This window comes from Variovorax sp. V93, assembly GCF_041154485.1.
GTDB classification, from domain to species: Bacteria; Pseudomonadota; Gammaproteobacteria; order Burkholderiales; family Burkholderiaceae_C; genus Variovorax; species Variovorax beijingensis_A.
On the sequence record NZ_AP028669.1, the window covers coordinates 2,349,637 to 2,372,572 of the forward strand.

The 22,936-nt window shown below is 67.4% G+C and carries 25 protein-coding genes; 22 read left to right on the top strand and 3 right to left on the bottom strand.

Annotated elements, in window-relative coordinates:
- Window positions 1-144: 144 nt before the first annotated feature.
- The 18 genes from ndk to ACAM54_RS11160 all read left to right on the top strand — a co-directional run bounded on the left by ndk (window position 145) and on the right by ACAM54_RS11160 (window position 17,427).
- On the top strand, window positions 145-570 hold the full coding sequence (gene ndk, locus ACAM54_RS11075; RefSeq protein WP_021006972.1) for a nucleoside-diphosphate kinase: 426 nt from the start codon (window positions 145-147) through the stop codon (window positions 568-570).
- Window positions 571-591: 21 nt separating this feature from the next.
- Window positions 592-1,740, top strand: coding sequence for a 23S rRNA (adenine(2503)-C(2))-methyltransferase RlmN (gene rlmN / locus ACAM54_RS11080; protein WP_369650709.1), 1,149 nt, complete (start codon window positions 592-594; stop codon window positions 1,738-1,740).
- Between the two features lie 4 nt (window positions 1,741-1,744).
- Window positions 1,745-2,599, top strand: a complete 855-nt coding sequence (gene pilW / locus ACAM54_RS11085) for a type IV pilus biogenesis/stability protein PilW (protein ID WP_307698656.1) — start codon at window positions 1,745-1,747, stop codon at window positions 2,597-2,599.
- Window positions 2,592-3,560 carry a helix-turn-helix domain-containing protein gene (locus ACAM54_RS11090; protein ID WP_369650710.1) on the top strand — a complete coding sequence of 323 codons (969 nt, stop codon included), beginning with the start codon at window positions 2,592-2,594 and terminating at the stop codon, window positions 3,558-3,560. The genes pilW and ACAM54_RS11090 overlap by 8 nt, the downstream gene beginning before the upstream one ends.
- Window positions 3,557-4,837: a flavodoxin-dependent (E)-4-hydroxy-3-methylbut-2-enyl-diphosphate synthase gene (ispG, locus tag ACAM54_RS11095; RefSeq protein WP_369650711.1), complete on the top strand. Its 1,281-nt coding sequence runs from the start codon at window positions 3,557-3,559 to the stop codon at window positions 4,835-4,837. The genes ACAM54_RS11090 and ispG overlap by 4 nt, the downstream gene beginning before the upstream one ends.
- Window positions 4,838-4,849: 12 nt before the next feature.
- Window positions 4,850-6,172 carry a histidine--tRNA ligase gene (hisS, locus tag ACAM54_RS11100; protein WP_145743429.1) on the top strand — a complete coding sequence of 441 codons (1,323 nt, stop codon included), beginning with the start codon at window positions 4,850-4,852 and terminating at the stop codon, window positions 6,170-6,172.
- Window positions 6,173-6,177: 5 nt separating this feature from the next.
- Window positions 6,178-6,870 (top strand): YfgM family protein, encoded by a 693-nt coding sequence (locus ACAM54_RS11105; protein WP_369650712.1) that lies wholly within the window; start codon window positions 6,178-6,180, stop codon window positions 6,868-6,870.
- Between the two features lie 7 nt (window positions 6,871-6,877).
- Window positions 6,878-8,020 (top strand): outer membrane protein assembly factor BamB, encoded by a 1,143-nt coding sequence (gene bamB, locus ACAM54_RS11110; RefSeq protein ID WP_369650713.1) that lies wholly within the window; start codon window positions 6,878-6,880, stop codon window positions 8,018-8,020.
- A gap of 48 nt (window positions 8,021-8,068) precedes the next feature.
- Window positions 8,069-9,412: a ribosome biogenesis GTPase Der gene (gene der / locus ACAM54_RS11115; protein ID WP_018902785.1), complete on the top strand. Its 1,344-nt coding sequence runs from the start codon at window positions 8,069-8,071 to the stop codon at window positions 9,410-9,412.
- A 146-nt stretch (window positions 9,413-9,558) separates the two neighbouring features.
- Complete coding sequence (gene hfq / locus ACAM54_RS11120) at window positions 9,559-9,822, top strand: RNA chaperone Hfq (RefSeq protein WP_018902784.1); 264 nt, start codon at window positions 9,559-9,561, stop codon at window positions 9,820-9,822.
- Window positions 9,823-9,875: 53 nt separating this feature from the next.
- Entirely contained in the window at window positions 9,876-11,045 is a 1,170-nt protein-coding gene (gene hflX, locus ACAM54_RS11125; protein WP_369650714.1) for a GTPase HflX, read from the top strand.
- Between the two features lie 74 nt (window positions 11,046-11,119).
- Window positions 11,120-12,481 (top strand): FtsH protease activity modulator HflK, encoded by a 1,362-nt coding sequence (hflK, locus tag ACAM54_RS11130; protein ID WP_369650715.1) that lies wholly within the window; start codon window positions 11,120-11,122, stop codon window positions 12,479-12,481.
- Between the two features lie 16 nt (window positions 12,482-12,497).
- Window positions 12,498-13,397, top strand: coding sequence for a protease modulator HflC (hflC, locus tag ACAM54_RS11135; RefSeq protein WP_145743439.1), 900 nt, complete (start codon window positions 12,498-12,500; stop codon window positions 13,395-13,397).
- Between the two features lie 15 nt (window positions 13,398-13,412).
- Window positions 13,413-13,601 carry a DUF2065 domain-containing protein gene (locus ACAM54_RS11140; protein WP_145743441.1) on the top strand — a complete coding sequence of 63 codons (189 nt, stop codon included), beginning with the start codon at window positions 13,413-13,415 and terminating at the stop codon, window positions 13,599-13,601.
- Between the two features lie 43 nt (window positions 13,602-13,644).
- Window positions 13,645-14,805 carry an ATP phosphoribosyltransferase regulatory subunit gene (locus ACAM54_RS11145; protein WP_369650716.1) on the top strand — a complete coding sequence of 387 codons (1,161 nt, stop codon included), beginning with the start codon at window positions 13,645-13,647 and terminating at the stop codon, window positions 14,803-14,805.
- 23 nt (window positions 14,806-14,828) lie between these two features.
- Window positions 14,829-16,160, top strand: coding sequence for an adenylosuccinate synthase (locus tag ACAM54_RS11150; RefSeq protein WP_021006985.1), 1,332 nt, complete (start codon window positions 14,829-14,831; stop codon window positions 16,158-16,160).
- Window positions 16,161-16,179: 19 nt separating this feature from the next.
- Window positions 16,180-16,704 (top strand): phosphoribosyltransferase, encoded by a 525-nt coding sequence (locus ACAM54_RS11155; RefSeq protein WP_145743445.1) that lies wholly within the window; start codon window positions 16,180-16,182, stop codon window positions 16,702-16,704.
- Between the two features lie 183 nt (window positions 16,705-16,887).
- Window positions 16,888-17,427, top strand: coding sequence for a hemerythrin domain-containing protein (locus ACAM54_RS11160; RefSeq protein ID WP_369650717.1), 540 nt, complete (start codon window positions 16,888-16,890; stop codon window positions 17,425-17,427).
- A 34-nt stretch (window positions 17,428-17,461) separates the two neighbouring features.
- Here the strand turns inward: ACAM54_RS11160 and ACAM54_RS11165 are convergent, their stop codons facing one another.
- Complete coding sequence (locus ACAM54_RS11165; protein WP_369650718.1) at window positions 17,462-17,914, bottom strand: VOC family protein; 453 nt, start codon at window positions 17,912-17,914, stop codon at window positions 17,462-17,464.
- 62 nt (window positions 17,915-17,976) lie between these two features.
- Window positions 17,977-18,840 (bottom strand): helix-turn-helix domain-containing protein, encoded by an 864-nt coding sequence (locus tag ACAM54_RS11170; RefSeq protein ID WP_369650719.1) that lies wholly within the window; start codon window positions 18,838-18,840, stop codon window positions 17,977-17,979.
- A gap of 76 nt (window positions 18,841-18,916) precedes the next feature.
- Between ACAM54_RS11170 and ACAM54_RS11175 the strand changes: the two genes are divergently transcribed.
- Both ACAM54_RS11175 and ACAM54_RS11180 read left to right on the top strand, forming a co-directional pair.
- Complete coding sequence (locus ACAM54_RS11175) at window positions 18,917-20,110, top strand: cystathionine beta-lyase (protein WP_369650720.1); 1,194 nt, start codon at window positions 18,917-18,919, stop codon at window positions 20,108-20,110.
- A gap of 113 nt (window positions 20,111-20,223) precedes the next feature.
- Window positions 20,224-20,427 (top strand): hypothetical protein, encoded by a 204-nt coding sequence (locus ACAM54_RS11180; protein ID WP_012747323.1) that lies wholly within the window; start codon window positions 20,224-20,226, stop codon window positions 20,425-20,427.
- A 75-nt stretch (window positions 20,428-20,502) separates the two neighbouring features.
- Here the strand turns inward: ACAM54_RS11180 and ACAM54_RS11185 are convergent, their stop codons facing one another.
- Window positions 20,503-21,174, bottom strand: coding sequence for an arylesterase (locus ACAM54_RS11185; RefSeq protein WP_369650721.1), 672 nt, complete (start codon window positions 21,172-21,174; stop codon window positions 20,503-20,505).
- Between ACAM54_RS11185 and ACAM54_RS11190 the strand changes: the two genes are divergently transcribed.
- Together ACAM54_RS11190 and ACAM54_RS11195 are read left to right on the top strand one after the other, a co-directional pair.
- On the top strand, window positions 21,173-21,895 hold the full coding sequence (locus ACAM54_RS11190) for an ABC transporter ATP-binding protein (protein ID WP_012747325.1): 723 nt from the start codon (window positions 21,173-21,175) through the stop codon (window positions 21,893-21,895). The two genes, ACAM54_RS11185 and ACAM54_RS11190, sit on opposite strands and share 2 nt — an antisense overlap.
- Window positions 21,892-22,872, top strand: a complete 981-nt coding sequence (locus ACAM54_RS11195) for a hypothetical protein (protein WP_369650722.1) — start codon at window positions 21,892-21,894, stop codon at window positions 22,870-22,872. Before ACAM54_RS11190 ends, ACAM54_RS11195 begins: the two co-directional genes overlap by 4 nt.
- The last annotated feature ends 64 nt before the right edge of the window (window positions 22,873-22,936 follow it).

The window sequence follows — 22,936 nt, forward strand, 5'->3', positions numbered from 1 at the left end:
TTCTCCAGCGCAGCCTTTCGCGGGGTTTTCACCAATCCCGGGGGCTGCGCCGGTTAAAATCAGAGGCTTTGTCGACTTACGATGCAACATGTTTGTTGCAATTGTGACAAATCACTTCAAAATCAAAGCTCAGGAAGCACTTCAATGGCTATCGAACGTACCCTTTCCATCATCAAGCCCGACGCCGTCGCCAAGAACGTCATCGGCAAGATCGTTTCCCGCTTCGAAGCTGCCGGCCTCAAGATCGTCGCCGCCAAGCTCGTGCACCTGTCGCGCAACGAAGCCGAGCAGTTCTACGCGGTCCACAAGGAACGTCCGTTCTTCAAGGACCTGGTCGATTTCATGATCTCCGGCCCGGTGTTCGTGCAAGTGCTCGAAGGCGAGAACGCCATCGCCAAGAACCGCGACCTGATGGGCGCCACGGACCCCAAGAAGGCGGCCCCGGGCACCATCCGCGCCGACTTCGCCGACAGCATCGATGCCAACGCCGTGCACGGTTCGGATGCGCCCGAAACCGCCGCCAACGAAGTGGCGTTCTTCTTCGCCGGCCTCAACGTCTACGCGCGCTGAAGCCGCGCGCCAGCTGATTTCATGACCACGGCCAACCTGCTCGAATTCGATCTCGAGGGGCTGGCTGCGTTCTGCGAAAAGCTCGGCGAGAAACGGTTCCGCGCCACGCAGCTGTTCCGCTGGATCCACCAGCGTGGCGCCAGCGACTTCGCCCAGATGACCGATCTGGCCAAGTCGCTGCGCGAAAAGCTCGCCACCACCGCTCGCGTCGAGGCCTTGCCGGTCATCACGCAGCACGAATCCAAGGACGGCACGATCAAGTGGCTGTTCGACGTCGGCGACGGCAATGCCGTCGAAGCCGTATTCATTCCCGAGGACGACCGCGGCACGCTGTGCGTGTCGTCCCAGGCCGGCTGCGCGGTAGGTTGCCGCTTCTGCTCCACGGGGCACCAGGGCTTCAGCCGCAACCTGAGCACGGGCGAAATCGTCGCCCAGCTCTGGTTTGCCGAACATTTCCTGCGCAAGCATCTGAAGCGCGACGACCGCGTCATCTCCAACGTGGTGATGATGGGCATGGGCGAGCCGCTGCAGAACTACACCGCGCTGGTGCCGGCGCTGCGCACCATGCTCGACGACAACGCCTACGGGCTGTCGCGCCGCCGCGTGACCGTCTCGACCTCCGGTGTCGTGCCGATGATCGATCGCCTGGGCGCCGATTGCCCGGTGGCCATGGCCGTGTCGCTGCATGCACCCAACGATGCGCTGCGCGACGACCTCGTGCCGCTCAACCGCAAGTATCCGATCGCCGAGCTGCTCGAGGCCTGCAAGCGTTACCTGGCGCATGCGCCGCGCGACTTCATCACCTTCGAGTACTGCATGCTCGATGGCGTCAACGACCAGCCCGAGCATGCGCGGCAGCTGGTGGAGCTCGTGCGCAGCCACAACATCTCGTGCAAGTTCAACCTGATTCCGTTCAATCCGTTTCCGGCTTCGGGGCTGCTGCGTTCGCCGCAGCCGCGGGTCCTGGCCTTTGCCAGGGCGCTGAGCGAGGCTGGCCTCGTGACCACCGTGCGCAAGACGCGCGGCGACGACATCGATGCGGCCTGCGGACAACTGGCCGGCGACGTCAAGGACCGTACGCGCGCGGCCGAACGCATGGCCCAGCGCCGAGTCTCCGAGCGCACCGTTGTTCTGCATCCGGTTCGCAAGACCGCCCCCCAGGAGCATTGACCTAATGAGGATGGCCTTTCCGATGACGACCGCGAGCGCGCAGCGGCTTCTGGCTGCAAGCTTTGCCGGCGTCGCCGCGGCGTTTCTGCTTGCGGGCTGTGTCAACACGCGAACCACCACCACCAGCCTGGCCGACACCAGTTCGGGCAAGGGTGCCGAGATCGTGACCGAGTCCGACGAGAGCAGCCGGCAGCGCCGCGCGCGCCTTCGCATGGAGCTCGCGGCCGGCTACTTCGAGCAAGGCCAGACCACCGTGGCGCTCGACGAGATCAAGCAAGCGCTGGTCGCCGATCCCAACTACGCAGACGCCTACAACCTGCGCGGCCTGGTCTACATGCGCCTGGAAGACCCCGGGCTGGCGGAAGACAGCTTCCGCCGTGCCATTGCCATCAATCCGCGCGATCCCAACACGCGCCACAACTATGGCTGGCTGCTGTGCCAGCAGAACCGCTATGGCGACGCAGCCCAGCAGTTCACCGAGGCCCTGGCGATGCCGAGCTACACCGACCGCCCCAAGACGCTGATGACCCAGGGCGTCTGCCAGCTCAGGGCGGGCCAGCGTGCCGAGGCGGAGCGCAGCCTCATGAAGGCCTACGAGATCGACGCCGGAAATCCGGTGGTCGGATTCAACCTGGCCTCGCTGCTGGCGCAGCGCGAGGAGTGGTCGCGTGCGCAGTTCTACATCCGCCGCGTCAACAACAGCCCTTCGGCCAGCGCCGAGACGCTCTGGCTCGGCATCAAGATCGAACGACGGCTCAACAACCGCGAAGCAGTGGCGCAGTTGGGAGGGCAACTGCAGCGGCGCTTCCCGCAGTCCCGGGAGGCAATAGCGTACGAGCGCGGGAATTTCAATGACTGAACGGGTTTCGGAGTTCGGCACTTCCGCGGCACTGCCGCTCGGGGAAGGCGACATCACGCACAAGACAGCCGGCGACATGCTCCGCGAAGCGCGCGAGGCGCACGGCCTGCACATCGAAATGGTGGCCGCGGCGCTCAAGGTGCCGCCGCAGAAGCTCATTGCACTCGAGGCGGACGACATCGCTTCGCTGCCCGACCCGGTCTTTGCGCGGGCCCTGGCCAGCAGTGTCTGCCGAGCCCTGCGCATCGATCCCGGTCCGGTGCTCGCAAAGCTGCCGGGCGCGCAGCGTGCGGCGCTGGCCGATGCCGACCGCACGCTCAAGGGCAATATCGTTTCCGGAACGCCGCGCTGGAATGGCGGGCGCTCCAGCGGGCTTCCGTCGCGCGCGTTGCTGACGGTGGTGGGGCTGCTGCTGGTTGGCGCGGCCGTGCTGTTCTGGCTGCCCCAGTCGGTGTTCGACCAGGTCGGGGCCTCGGTGTCGCGCTGGACATCGCGTGGCGATGGCGACACCAGTGCTGCGGCCGAGGCACCGGCGGCTGCGCCGGCTTCGGGCGGACCGTCCGTCGTGGTCGAGAACGCGCCGGTGTCGCCGGTGGTCCCCCCGACATCGGCTGCACCCGCGGCGCCGGGCGCGCCCTCCGCGGCAGCTCCGCCGGCGGGCAGCGCGACCGCTGTGGCAGCGGCTTCGCCTGCTGCCGTTGCCGCGGCACCTGCCAGCAGCCAGCAGCTGGTCTTCGTCGCGCGCGAGGAATGCTGGATCACCGTCACCGAAGCCGGCGGCAAGCAGCTGCTGCGCCGCAGCCTGCAGGCTGGCGAAACGGTGGCGTTGTCGGGAACGCTGCCGCTGTCGGTGGTGGTGGGGCGTGCATCGGCGGTCGATGTGCAGGTGCACGGAAAGCCCTACGATCTGAAGCCTGTCACGCGCGGCGGCGGCGTGGCGCGTTTCGAGGTGAAATCGTGACCGATTGCGCTCCACAACCCATCGAATCGGCGGCGCCCAAGGCGCGCCGTTCGCGCCAGGCCCAGGTGGTCTGGGGACCGCGCACCGTGACGGTGGGCGGCGATGCGCCCGTGCGGGTGCAGTCCATGACCAACACCGACACCGTCGATGCCGTCGGCACGGCCATCCAGGTGAAGGAGCTCGCCATTGCGGGTTCGGAGATGGTGCGCATCACCGTCAACACGCCGGAGGCGGCGGCCCAGGTGCCGTACATCCGCGAGCAGCTCGACCGCATGGGCATCGACGTGCCGCTGATCGGCGACTTCCACTACAACGGCCACCGCCTGCTCACCGACTATCCGGCCTGCGCCGAGGCGCTGAGCAAGTACCGCATCAATCCCGGCAACGTGGGCAAGGGCGACAAGCGCGATCGCCAGTTCGGCCAGATGATCGATGCGGCCATGCGCTGGAACAAGCCGGTGCGCATCGGCGTCAACTGGGGCAGCCTCGACCAGGAACTGCTGGCCAGCCTGATGGACACCAACAGCCAGCGCGCCGAGCCGTGGGATGCGAAGCAGGTGATGTACGAGGCGCTCATCACCTCGGCCATCGAATCCGCCAAGCTCGCCGAATCGATGGGCATGGCCGGCAACCAGATCATCCTGTCGTGCAAGGTGAGCGGCGTGCAGGACCTGATTTCGGTCTACCGCGAACTCGCGAAGCGCTGCGACTATCCGCTGCACCTGGGGCTCACCGAGGCCGGCATGGGCACCAAGGGCACGGTGGCATCGGCCACGGCGCTTTCCATCCTGCTGCAGGAGGGCATCGGCGACACCATTCGCGTGTCGCTCACGCCGCAGCCGGGGGAGTCGCGCACGCAGGAGGTGCTGATCGCCAACGAGATCCTGCAGGCGCTGGGCCTGCGCGTGTTCGTGCCGAGCGTCACCGCCTGCCCGGGCTGCGGCCGCACCACGAGCACCACCTTCCAGGAACTGGCCAAGCAGATCGACGACTACCTGCGTCTGCAGATGCCGGTCTGGCGCAAGAAGTACCCGGGCGTCGAGACGCTGAAGGTGGCCGTGATGGGCTGCATTGTCAACGGCCCCGGCGAGAGCAAGCACGCCGACATCGGCATCAGCCTGCCCGGCACCGGCGAGGCGCCCGCCGCCCCGGTCTTCATCGACGGCGAAAAGGCGCTCACGCTGCGCGGCGACAATATCGCCAACGAGTTTCACCAGCTCGTCGAAACCTACATTCAAAAGCGCTTCGGCCAGCACCAGGCTGCCGACGTCGCCTGACCACTTTCTCCCATGGCTGACAAGATCAATGCCGTCAAAGGCATGAACGACATATTGCCGGCGAGCGTGCCGCGCATCGACCGCCTGCCCGATTCGGCCCTCTGGTCGTGGTTCGAGCAGACGGTGCGCGGGCTCCTGGCCCGCTACGGCTACCAGTACATGCTGACGCCGGTGGTCGAGCCCACGGCGCTGTTCGTGCGCGGACTGGGCGAGGTGACCGACATCGTCGAGAAGGAGATGTACTCCTTCACCGATGCGATGAACGGCGACAAGCTCACGCTTCGGCCCGAGGCCACCGCCGGCATCGTGCGTGCCATGGTCGAGCACAACGCGCTCTACAACGGCCCGCTGCGCCTGTGGACGATGGGGCCGATGTTCCGCCACGAGCGTCCCCAGAAGGGGCGCTACCGCCAGTTCCACCAGCTCGACGTCGAGGCGCTGGGCTTTCCCGGCCCGGACGTGGACGCCGAGCTGATCCTCATGGTGCGGGCGCTGTGGCGCGAGCTCGGGCTGGTGGAGGGCGAGCACGTGCGCCTGGAGATCAACAGCCTGGGCCAGCCGGCCGAACGCCAGGCGCACCGCGAAGCGCTGATCCGCCATTTCGAGGCGCATGCCGACGTGCTCGATGCCGACGCGCAGCGGCGCCTGCACAGCAATCCGCTGCGTATCCTCGATACCAAGAATCCCGCCATGCAGGCAGTGGTGGAGGCCGCCCCCCAGCTGATGGACTTCCTCGGCGAGGAGTCGCGCGCGCACTTCGATGCGGTGCGTGCCGTGCTCGACGCCGCGGGGCTGGCCTACCGCGTCAACCCGCGCCTGGTGCGCGGGATGGACTATTACAACCTGACGGTCTTCGAGTGGGTCACCGACCAGCTCGGCTCTCAGGGCACCGTCTGCGGAGGAGGGCGCTATGACGGCCTCATCGGACAGATGGGCGGCAAGCCTGCACCGGCCGTCGGCTTCGGCTTGGGCATCGAGCGGCTGCTGCTGCTGATCCAGGAACTCCGCCTGCCGGTGCCCGCCGCGGCGCCCGCGGCCTACGCGGTCGTCCCGGTGGCGGCCGCGCTGCCGCAGGTCATGGCCGTGCTCGAGCAGTTGCGCGCCGCCGGGGTCAGCGTGCTGCAGCATGCTGGCGGCGGCAGCATGAAGGCGCAGTTCAAGAAGGCCGACGCGAGCGGAGCGCGCTATGCGCTGATCTTTGGCGAAGACGAGCTGTCGCGTGGCGAAGTCACCATCAAATCGCTGCGCGAGGGCGGCGCTGAACAGGTGGCGCGGCCGCTCGCCGAGGTGGCCACCTGGGCCGCCACCCTACAATCGCCGGCTTCCAACATCTGACACGCATGGCAACCCATCTCGATCTCGACGAACAGGAACAGCTCGACCAGCTCAAGCATTTCTGGAACACCTACGGCACCCTGATCACCTGGGTGGTGTTGCTCGTGGCCGGGGCCTTCGTGGCCTGGAACGGCTGGCAGTATTTCCAGCGCAACAAGGCGGCGCAGGCCGCGGCGCTCTACGACGAGGTCGAGCGCAGCACGCAGTCCGGCGACGTGGAACGCATCCAGCGCGTGCTGGGCGACATGAAGGAACGCTTCGCCGGCACCGCCTATGCGCAGCAGGCTGGCCTGCTGGCCGCCAAGGCGCTGTACGAGAAGGGCAAGCTCGAGGCCTCGCAGGCGGCACTCGGCTGGGTTGCGCAAAGCGCGGTCGATCCGGGCTACAAGGCCGTTGCCAAGCTTCGGCTGGCAGCCGAGCTGCTCGACAGCAAGTCCTACGACGAAGCGCTCAAGCAGCTCTCGGGCGACGTGCCCAAGGAGTTCGAGCCGCTCGTGGCCGATCGCAAGGGCGACATCTACATGGCCCAGGGCAAGCGCGCCGAAGCGCAGGCCGAATACCGCAAGGCCTGGACCGGCCTTGGCACGGCGTCCGATTACCGGCGCCTGGTCGAATTCAAGCTCAACGCCGCCGGCGTCGATCCGAAGAGCCTGGCACCTGTGATCACGGTCACGCCGGCAGCCCCCAAAAATTCCTGATCGCACTATGAATTTCAAGCGTTTCATGCCTGAGTCGTCCGTCCTGCGTGCAGGTTCGGCCATTGTCCTGGCCGCGATGCTGGCAGCCTGCTCGGGCACCAGCAAGCCCAAGCCGGCCGAACTGCCCGCCAACCCCGCGTTGTTCGGCGTGCGCCAGGCCTGGAGCGTGCGCATCCCGGCCGTGGGCTTCCCGCTGGCCACCGACGTCAGCGGCGACATCGTCACCGTGGCCGGCAGCGACGGCACCGTGGTGGCCATCGACGCCCGTGCCGGCCGCGAAAGCTGGCGCGCGAACGCGGGCGCCAAGCTCGCAGCCGGCGTCGGCAGCGACGGTTCGCTGGCCGCGGTGGTCACCACCGACAACGAACTCGTGGCCATCGAAGGCGGCAAGGTCCTGTGGAAGCAGCGGCTCTCGGCCCAGGCCTTTACCGCACCGCTGGTGGCCGGCCGCCGCGTCTTCGTGCAGACCGCCGACCGCAGCATCAGCGCCTGGGATGGCCAGAGCGGCCGCCGCCTCTGGCTGCAGCAGCGCACGGCGGAAAACCTCGTGCTCAAGAAGTCGGGCGTGCTGATCGCCGTGGGCGATACGCTGATCTCGGGCATCGGCGGCCGGCTGGTCGGCATCAACCCGGCCAACGGCACCTCGCGCTGGGAAGCGCCCATTGCCGCGCCGCGCGGCACCAACGACGTGGAGCGCCTGGTCGACCTGACCGGCAGCGTGAGCCGCGTCGGCGACACGGTGTGCGCGCGTGCCTACTACGCCAACGTCGGCTGCGTCGACACCTTGCGCGGCCAGTTGCTCTGGAGCAAGCCTGCGGTGGGCGCCGAGGGCGTCAGCGGCGACGAGGGCTTCGTCTACGGCACCGAGTCCGACGGCAGCGTCGTGGCCTGGCGCCGCGCCGATGGCGAGCGGGCCTGGCAGTCGACCCGCTTCAAGAACCGCGTCCTGACCGGGCCGCTCGCGGTGGGCCGCTCGCTGGTGATCGGCGAGGACAACGGAACGCTGCACTTCGTCTCGCGCGAAGACGGTGCGCTTCTCAATCGCGTCACGCCCGATGGCTCCGCCATTGGCGTCACCCCGGTGATGGCCGGCAACACGGTGGTCGTGGTGACCGCCAACGGCGGTGTGTTTGGATATCGCCCTGAATAACTCTTTGCAAGGCCCGACCATGAAAACCGCGCCCCTGAAAGGCCGGCCATGAAGCCGGTCGTGGCCCTGGTCGGGCGGCCCAACGTCGGCAAGTCGACCCTCTTCAACCGCCTGACGCAGACGCGCGACGCCATCGTCGCCGACTTTGCCGGACTCACGCGCGACCGCCACTATGGCAACGGCCGCCTGGGCAAGCACGAGTTCATCGTGATCGACACCGGCGGCTTCGAGCCCGATGCGGGCAGCGGCATCTACAAGGAAATGGCCAAGCAGACGCGGCAGGCCGTGGCCGAGGCCGATGTCGTGATCTTCGTGGTCGATGCGCGCGAAGGCCTTTCGGCGCAGGACCACGACATTGCCAACGAACTGCGCCGGCTCGGCAAGCCCTGCGTGCTGGCGGCCAACAAGGCCGAAGGCATGCACGACGGCACCAAGCTGGTCGATTTCTACGAACTCGGCTTTGGCGACGTGCATGGCGTGTCCGCAGCGCACGGGCAGGGCATGCGCGACCTGGTCGAGCTGGCGCTCGCGCCGCTGAACCTGCCCGATCCCGACGACGAGGCGGACGAGGACGACGTCAACAAGCCCATCAAGCTGGCGGTGGCCGGACGGCCGAACGTCGGCAAGTCCACGCTGATCAACACCTGGCTCGGCGAAGAGCGACTGGTGGCGTTCGACTTACCGGGTACCACGCGCGACGCCATCTCGGTGCCGTTCGAGCGCAACGGCCAGCGCTTCGAACTGATCGACACCGCCGGCCTGCGCCGCAAGGGCAAGGTGTTCGAGGCGATCGAGAAGTTCTCGGTGGTCAAGACGCTGCAGGCCATCGAGTCGGCCAACGTCGTGCTGCTGCTGCTCGATGCCACGCAGGGCGTGACCGACCAGGATGCGCACATTGCCGGCTACATCCTCGAAAGCGGCCGCGCGGTGGTGATTGCCATCAACAAGTGGGACGCGGTCGACAGCTACCAGCGCGAGCAGATCCAGCGCCAGATCGAGACCCGGCTGCCGTTCCTCAAGTTCGCGTCGCTGCATTTCATCTCGGCCATCAAGCGCCAGGGCCTCGGGCCGGTGTGGCAGGCCATAGCACAGGCCCACAAGTCGGCCACGCGGAAGATGTCGACGCCCGTGCTGACCCGGCTGCTGCTGGAGGCGGTGCAGTTCCAGTCGCCCAAGCGCGCGGGCATGTTCCGGCCCAAGCTGCGCTATGCGCACCAGGGCGGCATGAATCCACCGGTGATCATCATCCACGGCAATTCGCTGGAGCACGTCACCGAGGCCTACAAGCGCTTTCTCGAAGGGCGCTTCCGCAAGGAATTCGACCTCGTGGGTACGCCCTTGCGCATCCAGTTCAAAAGCTCGCAAAATCCCTTTGCGGACAAGGACGATTGAGCACGCTTGGCTGCCGATGGCGGCCGATGAGCCATGGCCGGGTCGAAAGTTCCGCCTTTTGAGAGACGTTATTTTTCAAAGGCTTTTGACCCTGATTGCTGCAGCGCAGAAACCCTGTGTTAAGGTCATCTCTCCAACAACTACTCTTGAACACGGAGAATATCGTGAGCAATAAAGGGCAACTTCTACAAGACCCGTTTCTGAACACCCTGCGTCGCGAGCATGTGCCGGTCTCCATTTATTTGGTGAACGGTATCAAGCTGCAGGGCCAGATCGAGTCTTTCGACCAGTATGTCGTGCTGCTTCGCAACACGGTGACGCAAATGGTCTACAAGCACGCCATCTCCACCATCGTGCCGGGTCGTGCCGTCAACTTCTCGGCTGCCGAGAACGACGACGCCGCAGCCTGATCGCGCGGAGCGCGGCGGCTAACCCCGCCGCGCTTTTTCCATATTGATCCCGCTTGTCTGAATTGAACTCCCGCCAGGAAGGCGCCGCCGTTCTCGTCGGCGTCGATTTCGGGTTGCCCCATTTCGACAGCGAACTCGAGGAACTCGGCCTGCTCGCGCAGACCGCGGGCCTCGCGCCTGTCGCGCGCCTCGTCTGCAAGCGCAAGGCGCCCGACGCGGCCCTGTTCGTCGGCAGCGGCAAGGCCGAAGAAATCAAGGAACTGGCCGCCATGCACCAGGCCAGCGAGGTCATCTTCGACCAGTCGCTGAGCCCGGCGCAGCAGCGCAACCTCGAGCGCCAGCTCGACGTGGCGGTGTACGACCGCACCTTCCTCATCCTCGAGATCTTCGCCCAGCGCGCCCGCTCCCACGAGGGCAAGCTGCAGGTCGAACTGGCTCGGCTGCAATACCTGAGCACGCGCCTGGTTCGCCGCTGGTCCCACCTCGAGCGCCAGACGGGCGGCGCGGGCGTGCGCGGCGGCCCCGGTGAAAAGCAGATCGAACTCGACCGCCGGATGATCAGCGAATCGATCAAGCGCACGCGCGAGCGCCTGGCCAAGGTGCAGAAGCAGCGTGGCACGCAGCGCCGCCAGCGCGAGCGCCGCGAGACCTTCAACATCTCGCTCGTGGGCTATACCAACGCCGGCAAGTCCTCGCTGTTCAATGCGCTGGTCAAGGCCCGCGCCTATGCGGCCGACCAGCTCTTTGCCACGCTCGACACCACCACGCGCAACCTCTACCTGGGCGACGCCCGCAGGCAGGTCTCGATTTCCGACACCGTCGGCTTCATCCGCGAACTGCCGCACGGGCTGGTCGATGCCTTCAAGGCCACGCTGCAGGAGGCCGTCGATGCCGACTTGCTGCTGCACGTGGTGGACGCCTCCAATCCGCATTACCCGGAGCAGATGGCCGAGGTGCAGTCCGTTCTTCGCGACATCGGCGCCGACTCTGTTGCGCAGCTTCTGGTGTTCAACAAGCTCGATGCCCTTGAAACTGCGCAGCACCCGCTGCATCTGCAGGACGACATGGAAGTCGACGGCGTGCGGGTTCCGCGCATCTTCCTCAGCGCCCGCAGCGGCGAGGGCCTGCCCCTGCTGCGCGCCGAGCTGGCCCGCCGGTCGGGCTCCCTGGGCGACGCGATGACCCCAGAGGCCGACACTGAATTGCACGACACCGCCAATTGATTGGGCACAATCCCGCCACTGACAAGAGAACGAAGCGAATGAATGCAAAGCCAGCGTGGAGAGGGTTTCTGGGCATGTTCAACCTGAACGATGGCCGATGGGGCCGTGGCGACGAGCCGTCGTCCAACGGCGACCGCCCAACCGGCAACCGGCCTCCCGACGCAGACCCGCCGGGCGCGCCGACGCCACCACCCTCGGGCAACAACAACGGCAACCGCCCTCGCGGCCAGGGCCCGAACCAGGGGCCGCCCGACCTCGATGAACTCTGGCGCGACCTCAACCGCAAGCTGGGCGGCTTCTTCGGCGGCAAGGGCGGCGGCAATCGTCCCACCGGCGGCAATGGCGGTGGCGGCAACGGCTATCGGCCGGACATGAAGAATGCCGGCTTCGGCCTCGGACTGGTGGCAGCGGTTGCCGTTCTCATCTGGCTCGGGACCGGCTTCTTCATCGTGAACGAAGGCCAGCAGGCCGTGGTGACGCAGTTCGGCCGCTACAAGTCGACGGTGAATGCCGGCTTCAACTGGCGCCTGCCGTATCCCATCCAGCGCCACGAAGTGGTGGTGGTCACGCAGATCCGATCGACCGACGTCGGCCGCGACGCGATCGTGCGTTCGACCGGCCTGCGCGAGTCGGCCATGCTGACCGAAGACGAGAACATCGTCGAAATCAAGTTCGCCGTGCAGTACCGCCTGAGCAATGCGCAGGCCTGGCTCTACGAGAGCAAGTCGCCGGCCGAAACCATCGTGCAGGTGGCCGAGAGCTCCGTGCGCGAAGTGGTCGGCAAGATGAAGATGGATGCGGCGCTGGCCGAGGAGCGCGACCAGATCGCTCCGCGCGTGCGGCAATTGATGCAAACCATCCTCGACCGCTACAAGATCGGTGTCGAAGTGGTCGGCATCAACCTGCAGCAGGGGGGGGTGCGTCCTCCCGAGCAGGTGCAGGCAGCGTTCGACGACGTGCTCAAGGCCGGCCAGGAGCGCGAGCGCACCAAGAACGATGCCCAGGCCTACGCCAACCAGGTCATCCCGCTTGCCGCCGGTACATCCTCGCGTCTCAAGGAAGAGTCCGAAGCCTACAAGGCGCGCATCGTCGCACAGGCACAGGGCGATGCCGGCCGCTTCAGTGCGGTGCTGGCCGAATACCAGAAGGCGCCGCAGGTGACGCGCGACCGCATGTACACCGACGCCATGCAGCAGATCTACGCCAGCACCACCAAGGTGCTGGTCGATACCAAGCAAGGCTCCAACCTGCTGTACCTGCCGCTGGACAAGCTCATGCAGCTGAGCGGCAACAACCCGGCCGCAACGCCGGTCGATGCGGCCAGTCCCAGCGTGGCGGGGACCGCGCCCGCCCAGTCGTCGGTGATTCCGGTGGTGCCGCCATCGAGCGAGAGCCGCGCCCGCGATGGCCGTTCGCGTGACCGCGACGTGCGTTGAAAAGGCCAGGAAAAACATGAACAGAATCGGATTCATCGCCTCGTCGATCCTCGTCTTGCTCGTGCTGCTGAGCTCGACCCTCTTCGTGGTCGACCAGCGCCAGTTCGGCGTGGTCTATGCCCTGGGCCAGATCAAGAGCGTCATTACCGAGCCGGGCCTCAACTTCAAGCTGCCGCCACCGTTCCAGAACGTGTCGTACATCGACAAGCGGCTGCTCACGCTCTCCAGCCTCGACACCGAGCCGATGCTCACGGCCGAGAAGCAGCGCGTGGTGATCGATTGGTACGTGCGCTGGCGCATCACCGATCCGCAGGCCTACATCCGGAACGTCGGCCTCGACGAAAACGCGGGCGCCACCCAGCTCAACCGCGTGGTGCGCAATGCCTTCCAGGAAAACATCAACAAGCGCACTGTGCGCGACCTGATCTCGGTGCGCCGCGAAGCGCTCATGGCCGACGTGCAGCGCGAAGTGCTGGCCGTGGTGAAGGGCTCCAAGCCCTGGGGCGTGGACGTGGTCGACGTGCGCATCACGCGCGTGGACTATGTGGAAGCCATCACCGAATCGGTCTACCGCCGGATGGAGGCCGAGCGCAAGCGCGTGGCCAATGAACTGCGTTCGACCGGTACGGCTGAAGGTGAAAAGATCCGCGCCGACGCCGACCGCCAGCGCGAAGTGATCGTGGCGAACGCCTACCGCGATGCCCAGAAGATCAAGGGCGAGGGCGATGCCCAGGCTGCTGCTGCGTACAGCGAGGCCTTTGGCCGCGACCCGCAGTTCGCACAGTTCTATCGCAGCCTCGAGGCCTACAAGCAAAGCTTCAACAAGAAGAGCGACGTGATGGTGCTTGACCCATCCTCGGACTTCTTCCGGGCCATGCAAAGCTCGGGCACGCCGGGCAACGCTCCCCGCCGCTAAGTCGGTCCTGGAGCCGTGAGCGCCGAGACCTTCTGGAGTGCGCTGGCGCTCGTCCTGGTGATCGAGGGCATCCTGCCTTTCGTCTCGCCGGGCGGGTGGCGGCGCGGCTTCGGGCAGCTCATGCAGCTGCGCGACGGCCAACTGCGCTTCTTCGGACTTTGCAGCATCTTGCTGGGTTTGGCCCTTCTTTGGCTGCTGGGGTAGCGCGGCCCGGTAGAATCCCGGTTTAACCACGCCCCCGATCCCCATGTCCGCCTGGGTCCTCCCGGATCACATTGCCGATGTGCTGCCTTCCGAGGCGCGCCACATCGAAGAACTTCGACGCCAGCTGCTCGATACCGCCCGTGGCTATGGCTACGAGCTGGTGATGCCGCCGCTGCTCGAGCACCTCGAGTCGCTGCTGTCCGGCACCGGCGAGGCGCTCGACCTCCAAACCTTTAAGCTGGTCGACCAGCTCTCCGGCCGCAGCATGGGCCTCAGGGCCGACACCACGCCCCAGGTGGCGCGCATCGACGCCCACCTGCTGAACCGCGAAGGCGTGGCACGGCTGTGCTACTGCGGACCAGTGCTGCACACCCGCCCCGACCGGCCGCACGCCACCCGCGAGCCGCTGCAGTTCGGGGCCGAGATCTATGGCCATGCGGGGCTCGAGGCCGACACCGAAGTGCTGCTGCTGGCGCTCGATTGCCTGCATGCGTCGGGCCTGAGCGACGGCGTGATCGTCGACCTGGCCGACGCGCGCATCGTGCGGGCGCTGTTCGCCGGCGTGCCGGTCGATGCCACCGTGCTGGCGCGCGTGCACGCGGCGCTGGTTGCCAAGGATGCGAGCGAACTGCACGCGCTCACGCGCGATTTCCCGGCTGCGTCGCGCGATGGCCTGCGCGCACTGGTCCAGCTTTATGGCGATGCGTCGGTGCTCGACGAGGCCGCCAAGGCCCTCAAGGGCACGCCGGCGGTGAGCGCGGCGCTGGCCGGATTGAAGCAGCTGGCCGCGAGCCTCGGCGCCGGGCCGGCGCGCCAGATCAGCTTCGACCTGGCCGACCTGCGCGGCTACGCCTACTACAGCGGCATGCGCTTCGGCATCTACGTGCCGGGCGCGGCCGATGCGCTGGTGCGCGGCGGCCGCTACGACGAAGTCGGCGCCGTGTTCGGCCGCAACCGGCCGGCGGTCGGCTTCAGCCTGGACGTGCGCGAACTGGTCGGCGTGCTGCCGGCGCGTCCGCTGCGCGCAGCCATCCGCGCGCCCTGGAGCGACGCGGCCGGCCTGCGCGAGGCCATTGCCGGGCTGCGCAGGGCCGGCGAGATCGTGGTCTGCGCGCTGCCGGGCCACGGCAGCGAAATCGATGAATTCCATTGCGACCGCGAGCTCGTCGAGCACGCCGGGCAGTGGCAAGTCCGAGCCCTCTGAATTTTTGAAGTAATGGAACGAGCATGAGCGTAACCACCGGAAGAAACGTGGTCGTCGTCGGCACCCAGTGGGGCGATGAAGGCAAGGGCAAGCTGGTCGACTGGCTGACGGAAAGCGCCCAGGGCGTGGTCCGCTTCCAGGGCGGCCACAACGCGGGCCACACGCTGGTCATCAACGGCGTGAAGACCGCGCTGCACCTGATCCCGAGCGGCATCATGCGGCCCGGCGTCAAGTGCTACATCGGCAACGGCGTGGTGCTGTCGGCTGCCAAGCTGTTCGAGGAAATCGAAGGGCTCGAGAAGGCCGGCGTCGAAGTGCGTTCGCGCCTGCGCATCAGCGAGGCCTGCCCGCTGATCCTGCCTTTCCACGCGGCCCTCGACATCGCACGCGAAACGTACCGCGAAAAGGGCGGCGTCGAGAAGATCGGCACCACCGGCCGCGGCATCGGCCCGGCCTACGAAGACAAGATCGCGCGCCGCGCGCTGCGCGTGCAGGACCTGAAGCACCCCGAGCGCTTCGCAACCAAGCTGCGCGTGCTGCTCGACCTGCACAACCATGTGCTGACGCAGGTGCTCGGTGCGCCCGCCATCGACTTCGACCTGGTGTTCGACGAGGCCATGCGCCACGCCGTGCTGCTCAAGCCGATGATGGCCGACGTGTCGCGCGAGCTGAACGACGCGCACAAGGCCGGTGCCAACCTGCTGTTCGAAGGCGCGCAGGGCACGCTGCTCGACGTCGACCACGGCACCTACCCCTACGTCACTTCGAGCAACTGCGTGGCCGGCAATGCCGCCGCGGGCTCGGGCGTGGGTCCGGGCATGCTGCACTACATCCTGGGCATCACCAAGGCCTACTGCACGCGCGTGGGCGGCGGTCCGTTCCCCACGGAACTCGACTGGGCCACGCCGGGCACGCCGGGCTACCACATGAGCACCGTGGGCGCAGAAAAGGGCGTCACCACGGGCCGCAGCCGCCGCTGCGGCTGGTTCGACGCCGCGCTGCTCAAGCGCTCGGCGCAGGTCAACGGGCTGTCGGGCCTGTGCATCACCAAGCTCGACGTGCTCGACGGGCTCGAAAAGCTCGAGCTGTGCACCGGCTACGAGCTCGACGGCGAGACCACCGACATCCTGCCCATGGGGGCCGACGAGATCGAGCGCTGCACGCCCATCTACGAGACCCTCGAAGGCTGGAGCGAAAGCACCGTCGGCGTCACGCAGTACGACAAGCTGCCCGTGAATGCGCGGCTCTACCTGCAGCGCATCGAGCAGATCACGGGCGTGCCGATCCACATGGTTTCCACGAGCCCCGATCGCGACCACACGATCATGATGCGCCACCCCTATCTCGCGGACTGAACAGGAACGAACCCCCACCATGTTGACCGAAGACGGCAAGCATCTCTACGTCAGCTACGACGAGTACCACAACCTGATCGAGAAGCTCGCGATCAAGATCCACCAGTCGGGCTGGCAGTTCGACACCATCCTGTGCCTTGCGCGCGGCGGCATGCGGCCCGGCGACGTGCTTTCGCGCATCTTCGACAAGCCGCTCGCGATCATGTCGACCAGTTCGTACCGCGCCGATGCCGGCACGGTGCAGGGGCACCTGGACATCGCGCGCTTCATCACCACGCCCAAGGGCGAGATCGCGGGCAGGGTGCTGCTGGTGGACGACCTGGCCGATTCGGGCCACACGCTGCATGCGGTGATGGACATGCTGCGCAACAACTACAGGCCGATCACCGAACTGCGCAGCGCGGTGATCTGGACCAAGGCACTGTCGACCTTCACGCCCGACTACTCGGTCGAGTACCTGCCGACCAACCCGTGGATCCACCAGCCCTTCGAAGGCTACGACTCGCTCGGCGCCGAGAAGCTGCTGGAGAAGTGGTCGGTCTGACCGACCTCGCTGCTGCGCCTGCGGCAGCGCCTCATCGGCATTCGGGCCGCCACGCTGTAGGCGCAGTGCGCATATGCACCGGCGCGGCTTGCAGCGGCGGCCGCAACGGCGTAGAACCATCGCGTTAAAGGCTCAATTTCACAGGCAAGCCTGGAGCCGTTCGCGGCTCCGAAGGAGTGAAGCATGTTGGCGGCCGAATGCGCGTGGGCCATCTTGCGCGCCGAGCACGTTCGCACCCGGGAGTTGCTGGCTCGCCTCGAAACGGCGATGAAGGCAGGGGGCGAAGCGGGCGTCCGGCAGCGGGCAAGGTCGGTCATCGAAGCCATCGAGCGGCTTCAGGCCTTCGAAGAAACAACGCACCGCCCCAAGGGCGTTGTCATGCTGAGAACGCTGCGCGGCAGGTCGAGCGAGGCCGACGGGCTTCTCGACCAGCTCGATTCCGAGAGCGAGTGCTGCAACGGCTTCCTTGCACAGGCAAAGATCCTCCTGGAGCGCGCCGAATCCGGCGCCACGGGCGCGGCCGCGGAGGCCGACGCGTTGCTGCGGCAGCACCGGCAATTGATGTCCGCGCATCTGGACAAGGAAGACACGCTGTTGCATTCGCACACGGCGCTGCTGCTCAGTCCGGAGGAATGGGCCGCCGTGGTGTCGTCCATCTCGACGGAGGTGGGAGCGGCAGGCAAGCGCGGACATCGCCGTTCGCCGGTGAGCGGGCAAGTCTAGAGGCCCGCGGGCTGACATTCCGTGCGATCGGTGCCTAGGCGCCTTCGGAATCGAACATCGCCGTGTAGCGCCGCTGCATTTCTTCCGGCGTCAGCTTCTCGATGCTGTGGCCCACGTTCCAGCGGTGGCCGAAGGGATCGAGGAACACGCCCGATCGCTCGCCGTAGAACTGGTCCTGCGGCGCCATGTCGAGCGTGGCGCCGGCCGCCACGGCACGCGCCACCACGGCGTCGGCGTCGTCCACGTGCAGGTGCAGCGTCACCGCGGTGCCGCCCAGCGTCTTGGCGCTGGGGATGTTGTATTCGGCGAACTCGTCCGAGATCATCAGGATCGCGCCGTTGTGGAAGTCGAGCTCCGCATGGCCGACGCGGCCGCTCGGCTCGGTGAGCCGGAAGATCTCCTTGACTTCGAAGACCTTGCAATAGAAGTCGATGGCCGCGCCGGCATCGTCGACGCAGAGATACGGAAACAGTTCGTGGATTGCCATGCGGGTTGCCTTTCGGGAGGAAGGAAGCAATGTCCTGGCGCCGATTCTGCGGCGCCGCGCCGCTAGCGTCTTGAAGGATTTTGACCCGTGGCCGCAGGTACATGCCGAGGCGACACGGCCCCGGACTGCCGCCAGGCCTGCGGCGGCATACCCGCCAGCGCGGAGAACTCGCGGCTCAGGTGCGCCTGGTCGCTGTAGCCCGCGGTGAGCGCGATGTCGGCCCAGCTTTGCGCAGGGTCGCCGGCCAGCGCCAGCGCGCGGTCGAAACGCATCACGCGCGCATATTCCTTCGGGCCGAGGCCGATGCTGCTGCGAAAAAGAGCGATGAAGCGGCGGTGGCTGTAGCCGCTGCGTGTGACCAGCGCGGCGATCGGCGGGTTCTCGCGCGCGAGCGGACCGAGCGCTGCGGCGACGGCCGGGTGCAGGCCGCGCAGGCCGGCGCTTTGCGAATCGATGGCGCGCCGGGCGAGCAAGGCTTCGAAGACCGCCAACTGCGCCTCGAGACTGCGCGCCGCATGGATCCGTTCGAGTGCGGCATTGGCCTGCTGCGCACCCCACAGCGTGTCGAGCGGCGTGTGCTGGCCGGCCAGCACGTCTTCGGGTGCGCCGAGCAGCGCGCGGGCGGCCCCGGGCTGGAGCTGCGCGCCGACCGAGCGCGTGGCCACCGAAACGTCGCGCATGTAGGAGGCGGCACGCGCACCGCCGACGATCGCATGGCCGCAGGTCTGGCCGCGCACGTCGCCCGGGCCGCCAAACAGCTTCAGCGGCGGACCCGAGAGCCGGAACACCAGGTGCATGCCCCCGGTGGGCAGCACGTGTTCGCGCGCGCCCGGCTGCCCGGCGGCCGCGCTTGCGGGGGCCGAGGCCCACATCAGCCGCACGTAGGGACGCAGGCAGGGGGCGGGGAGTCTTGTCAGCTGCGGCATGCCGCGGCCCTGGGGAAAAACCGGCTGTTGCCCATCGGCGCATTGTGCGGCGGATTGCCGCGCTAGCATCGGTGCCATGAGCAAGCCTTCCACGACCCTGATCCACCACCCCTACACGCCGCCCGCCAACTTCGCCGCGCCGCAGCCTGGCATCTACAAGGCCTCGACCGTGTTCTTTGCCGATGTGGCCGCAATGCGCGCGCGCGACTGGAAGACCAAGGCCGGCTACACCTACGGCCTGCACGGCACGCCGACCACCTTCACGCTCGAGGAGCGCCTGGCCACGCTCGAAGGCGGCACCGAGTGCCTGCTGGTGCCGAGCGGCCTGGCCGCCATTTCGCTGGTTGCCTTCGCCTTCCTGAAGAGCGGCGACGAGGTGCTGATTCCCGACAACGCCTACGGCCCCAACAAGGCGCTGGCGACCGGCGAGCTGGCCAACTTCGGCATCACGCACCGCATGTACGACGCGATGAACCCCGCCGACCTGGCCGCCAAGCTCTCGGACCGCACGCGGCTGGTCTGGCTCGAGGCGGCGGGCTCGGTGACGATGGAGTTTCCCGACCTGCCGGCGCTCGTGAAAGCCTGCCGCGCGCGCGGCGTGGTGACGGCGCTGGACAACACCTGGGGCGCGGGCCTCGCGTTCGCGCCCTTCGATTTCAACGGCAGCGGGCAGGGCGTGGACATCTCGGTGCATGCGCTCACCAAGTACCCGAGCGGCGGCGGCGACGTGCTGATGGGCAGCGTCGTCACGCGCGACGAGCGGCTGCACCGCGCGCTCAAGCTCACGCACATGCGCACGGGCTTCGGCGTCGGCGTCGGCGATGTCGAAACGCTGCTGCGCTCGCTGCCGAGCATCGGGCTGCGCTATGCCGCGCACGACCGTTCGGCGCGCGAGCTGGCGCGCTGGCTCGCCGGCCGCGAAGAGATCGCGCAGGTGCTCCATCCGGCGCTCGAAGGATCGCCCGGCCATGCCAACTGGCGTGCGCTGTGCGGCGGTGCCGACCTGGCCGCCGGCCTGTTCTCGGTCGTGTTCGACGAAAGCTACAGCACCGAGCAGGTCGACCGCTTCTGCGACAGCCTGAACCTGTTCCGGCTCGGCTATTCATGGGGCGGCCCGGTGAGCCTGGTGGTGCCCTACGACATCGGCCTGATGCGCGACGCCAGCGTGGCGCGCTGGCCGCACAAGGGCACGCTGGTGCGCTTCTCGGTCGGCCTGGAAGACGTGGAAGACCTGCGGGCCGACCTGCAGCAGGCGCTCGCGCGGATGTAAGAGAAGTTTTCCGGGCGCGGAGGCCGGCCGCTCCACCGGCTGCGGGTGCACCGTTATCGCTTACAGTTGGATGACACGCAGTCGCTTTGACTGCCTCGTTCAAGGAGAGAACAGTGGCAACACCCAATTACGGCTACGAAAAGCGCCAGAAGGAGCTGGCCAAGAAGAAGAAAAAGGAAGAGAAGCTCCGCGAAAAGGCCAATCGCAAGCTCTCCCCGAGCAGCGACGGCCTGGCCCCGGGTGACCCGGAAACCGACGTGGCCTCGCTCGAGCGCGATCCGCCGACGGTGCCCGATCTGCCGACCAAGAACGGCTGATCCCAGATCAAGGCTCTCGACAAAAAAGCCGCTGCAGGTCCTCGGGCCTGGAGCGGCTTTTTTGTTTCGGCAGGCCTAGTTGGCTGCGAGCAGCTTGCGCAGCTCCGGCCAGACGTTGTCGAGCAGCTGCGGCTGCGCCGCGGCCGTGGGATGGATGCGGTCGGCCTGAAACAGCGCAAGCGCGTCGGGCGCGTCGGCCACGCCCTTGAGCAGGAAGGGCACCAGCGCCGCCTTGGTGGTGCTGGCCACCTTGCCGAACACGGCCTCGAAGCGCCGTGTGTAGTCGCCGCCGTAGTTGGGCGGCACCTGGATGCCGACGATCAGCACCTTGGCGCCGGCCGCCTGCGCTGCCTTGGTGATCTGCAGCAGGTTGTCCTCGGTGTTCTGCAGCGGCAGGCCGCGCAGCGCGTCGTTGGCGCCCAGCTCGACCACCACGTGGCTGGGCTTGTGCTGCGCCAGCAGCGAGGCAAAGCGGGCGCGTCCACCCGAACTGGTGTCGCCGCTGATGCTGGCATTGATCACCGTGGCCGGGATCTTCTGCTGCGCGAGCCGCTTCTCGAGCAGGGGCACCCAGCCTTCGCCGCGCTTGAGGCCGTATTCGGCGCTCAGCGAATCGCCGAGCACCAGGATCACGGGCTTGCCGGACGCCGCGGCCTGGGCATGGCCCATGGTCCATGCCCCTGCGCTGCCGAATGCGGCAGCGCTCAAGATAAAGTCACGTCGTTTCAAAACGAAAAGCCTTTCCATGTCCCAACCCCCGTCGGATGCCATTGTCGCTGTCGAGCATGTGTTCAAGTCGGTGACCGACTCGACCGGTACGCTCGACATTCTGCAGAACATCGATTTCACCCTGGGCGCGCGGGAAACCGCCGCCATCGTCGGTGCCTCGGGTTCGGGCAAGAGCACCTTGCTGTCGATCATTGCCGGGCTCGACACGCCCACGCGCGGCACCGTCAGGCTCGCAGGCGATGACATCTTCGCCATCGACGAGGACGAGCGCGCCGCGCTGCGCGCCCAGCGCGTGGGCTTCGTGTTCCAGAGCTTCCAGCTGCTGGGCAACCTGAGCGCGCTCGAGAATGTGATGCTGCCGCTCGAACTGGCCGACCGCAAGGACGCGCGCAAGGCCGCCACCGAGATGCTCGGGCGCGTCGGCCTCGGCCAGCGGCTCGGCCACTATCCCAAGGTGCTCTCGGGCGGCGAACAGCAGCGCGTGGCGCTGGCCAGGGCCTTCGTGGTGCAGCCGGCCCTGCTGCTGGCCGACGAGCCCACCGGCAGCCTCGACTTCGCGACCGGCGAGCAGGTCATGCGGCTGATGTTCGACTTGAACCGCGAGCTCGGCACCACGCTCGTGCTGGTCACGCACGACCGCGGCATTGCGGCCCAGTGCGAGCGCCGCATCACCATCGAGGCCGGGCGCATGGCGCTCAACGAGTCGACGCCTGTGCTGGTGGCTTCGCTGCAGGCATGATCGTTCCCCAGTTCTGGGCCGAAGGCCGCATCCAGGAGCACGTCGCCGGCAAGCAGATCACGGTGCGGCGCTACGGCTGGTCCGACGAAAGCCCGATCGCCGCGCAGGCACATGCCGACCAGCGCACGCGGGAGGCGTTCGACCGCATCGCCGCGGGCGAGGCGCTCAACCGCCGCGAGCGCAAGCTGGCCTACAACGGGGCCGAAGGCGTGCCGATCCGCGAGGAGATCGTCGAGCGCCAGGGCGACACCGTCGTCACCCGCAACAGCTACGGCGCACGCTGCCTCAACACGCCCGACGTGCTGTTCGTCGACATCGATTTCGACGAGCCCCTGCGCGGCAGCGTGTTCGGCTTTGCGCTGGTGCCCGCGCTGATCGCCGGCATCGTCGGCGGCTGGACTGCCAAGACCTGGCTGGGCGGGCTGGTCGCGGCCCTCGTGGTCTTTGCGGTCGCCTACCGCATCGGCTTGAGCAAGAAGCGCGGCGAGGCCAGCGGCAACCCCGCGCCCGAAAAGCGCGCGGCCGAGCGCATCGGGCGCTTCATCCACCAGCACCCCGACTGGCACCTGCGCCTCTACCGCACGCCGGCCGGCTTCCGGGTCATGGCGATGCACGACGTCTTCAGCCCGGCCGACATGGCGGTGGCCGACTGCTTCCATGCGCTGGGCGTCGACAAGGTCTACGCCCGCATGTGCCGCAACCAGAACTGCTTTCGCGCCCGCCTGAGCGCCAAGCCCTGGCGCATCGGCATCGGCGAGCACCTGCGGCCGCGGCCGGGCGTGTGGCCCGTGTCGCCCGAGAAGCTGCCGCTGCGCGATGCCTGGGTCGCGCGCTACGAAAAGGCCGCCGAAGGCCATGCCGCCTGCCAGTACCTGGAAAGCGCCGGCAACAGCGCACGGGTGCATCCGAATGCGCTGGCCGTGCAGCAGCTGCACGACGAACGCACCCGCGCGCACAGCGGTCTGCCGCTGGCTTGAGGGGCGGGATCTTTCGTGGAACACCGCGGAACCGGCTTTGCCGGGCCGCTGGTGTTGCCCCCTG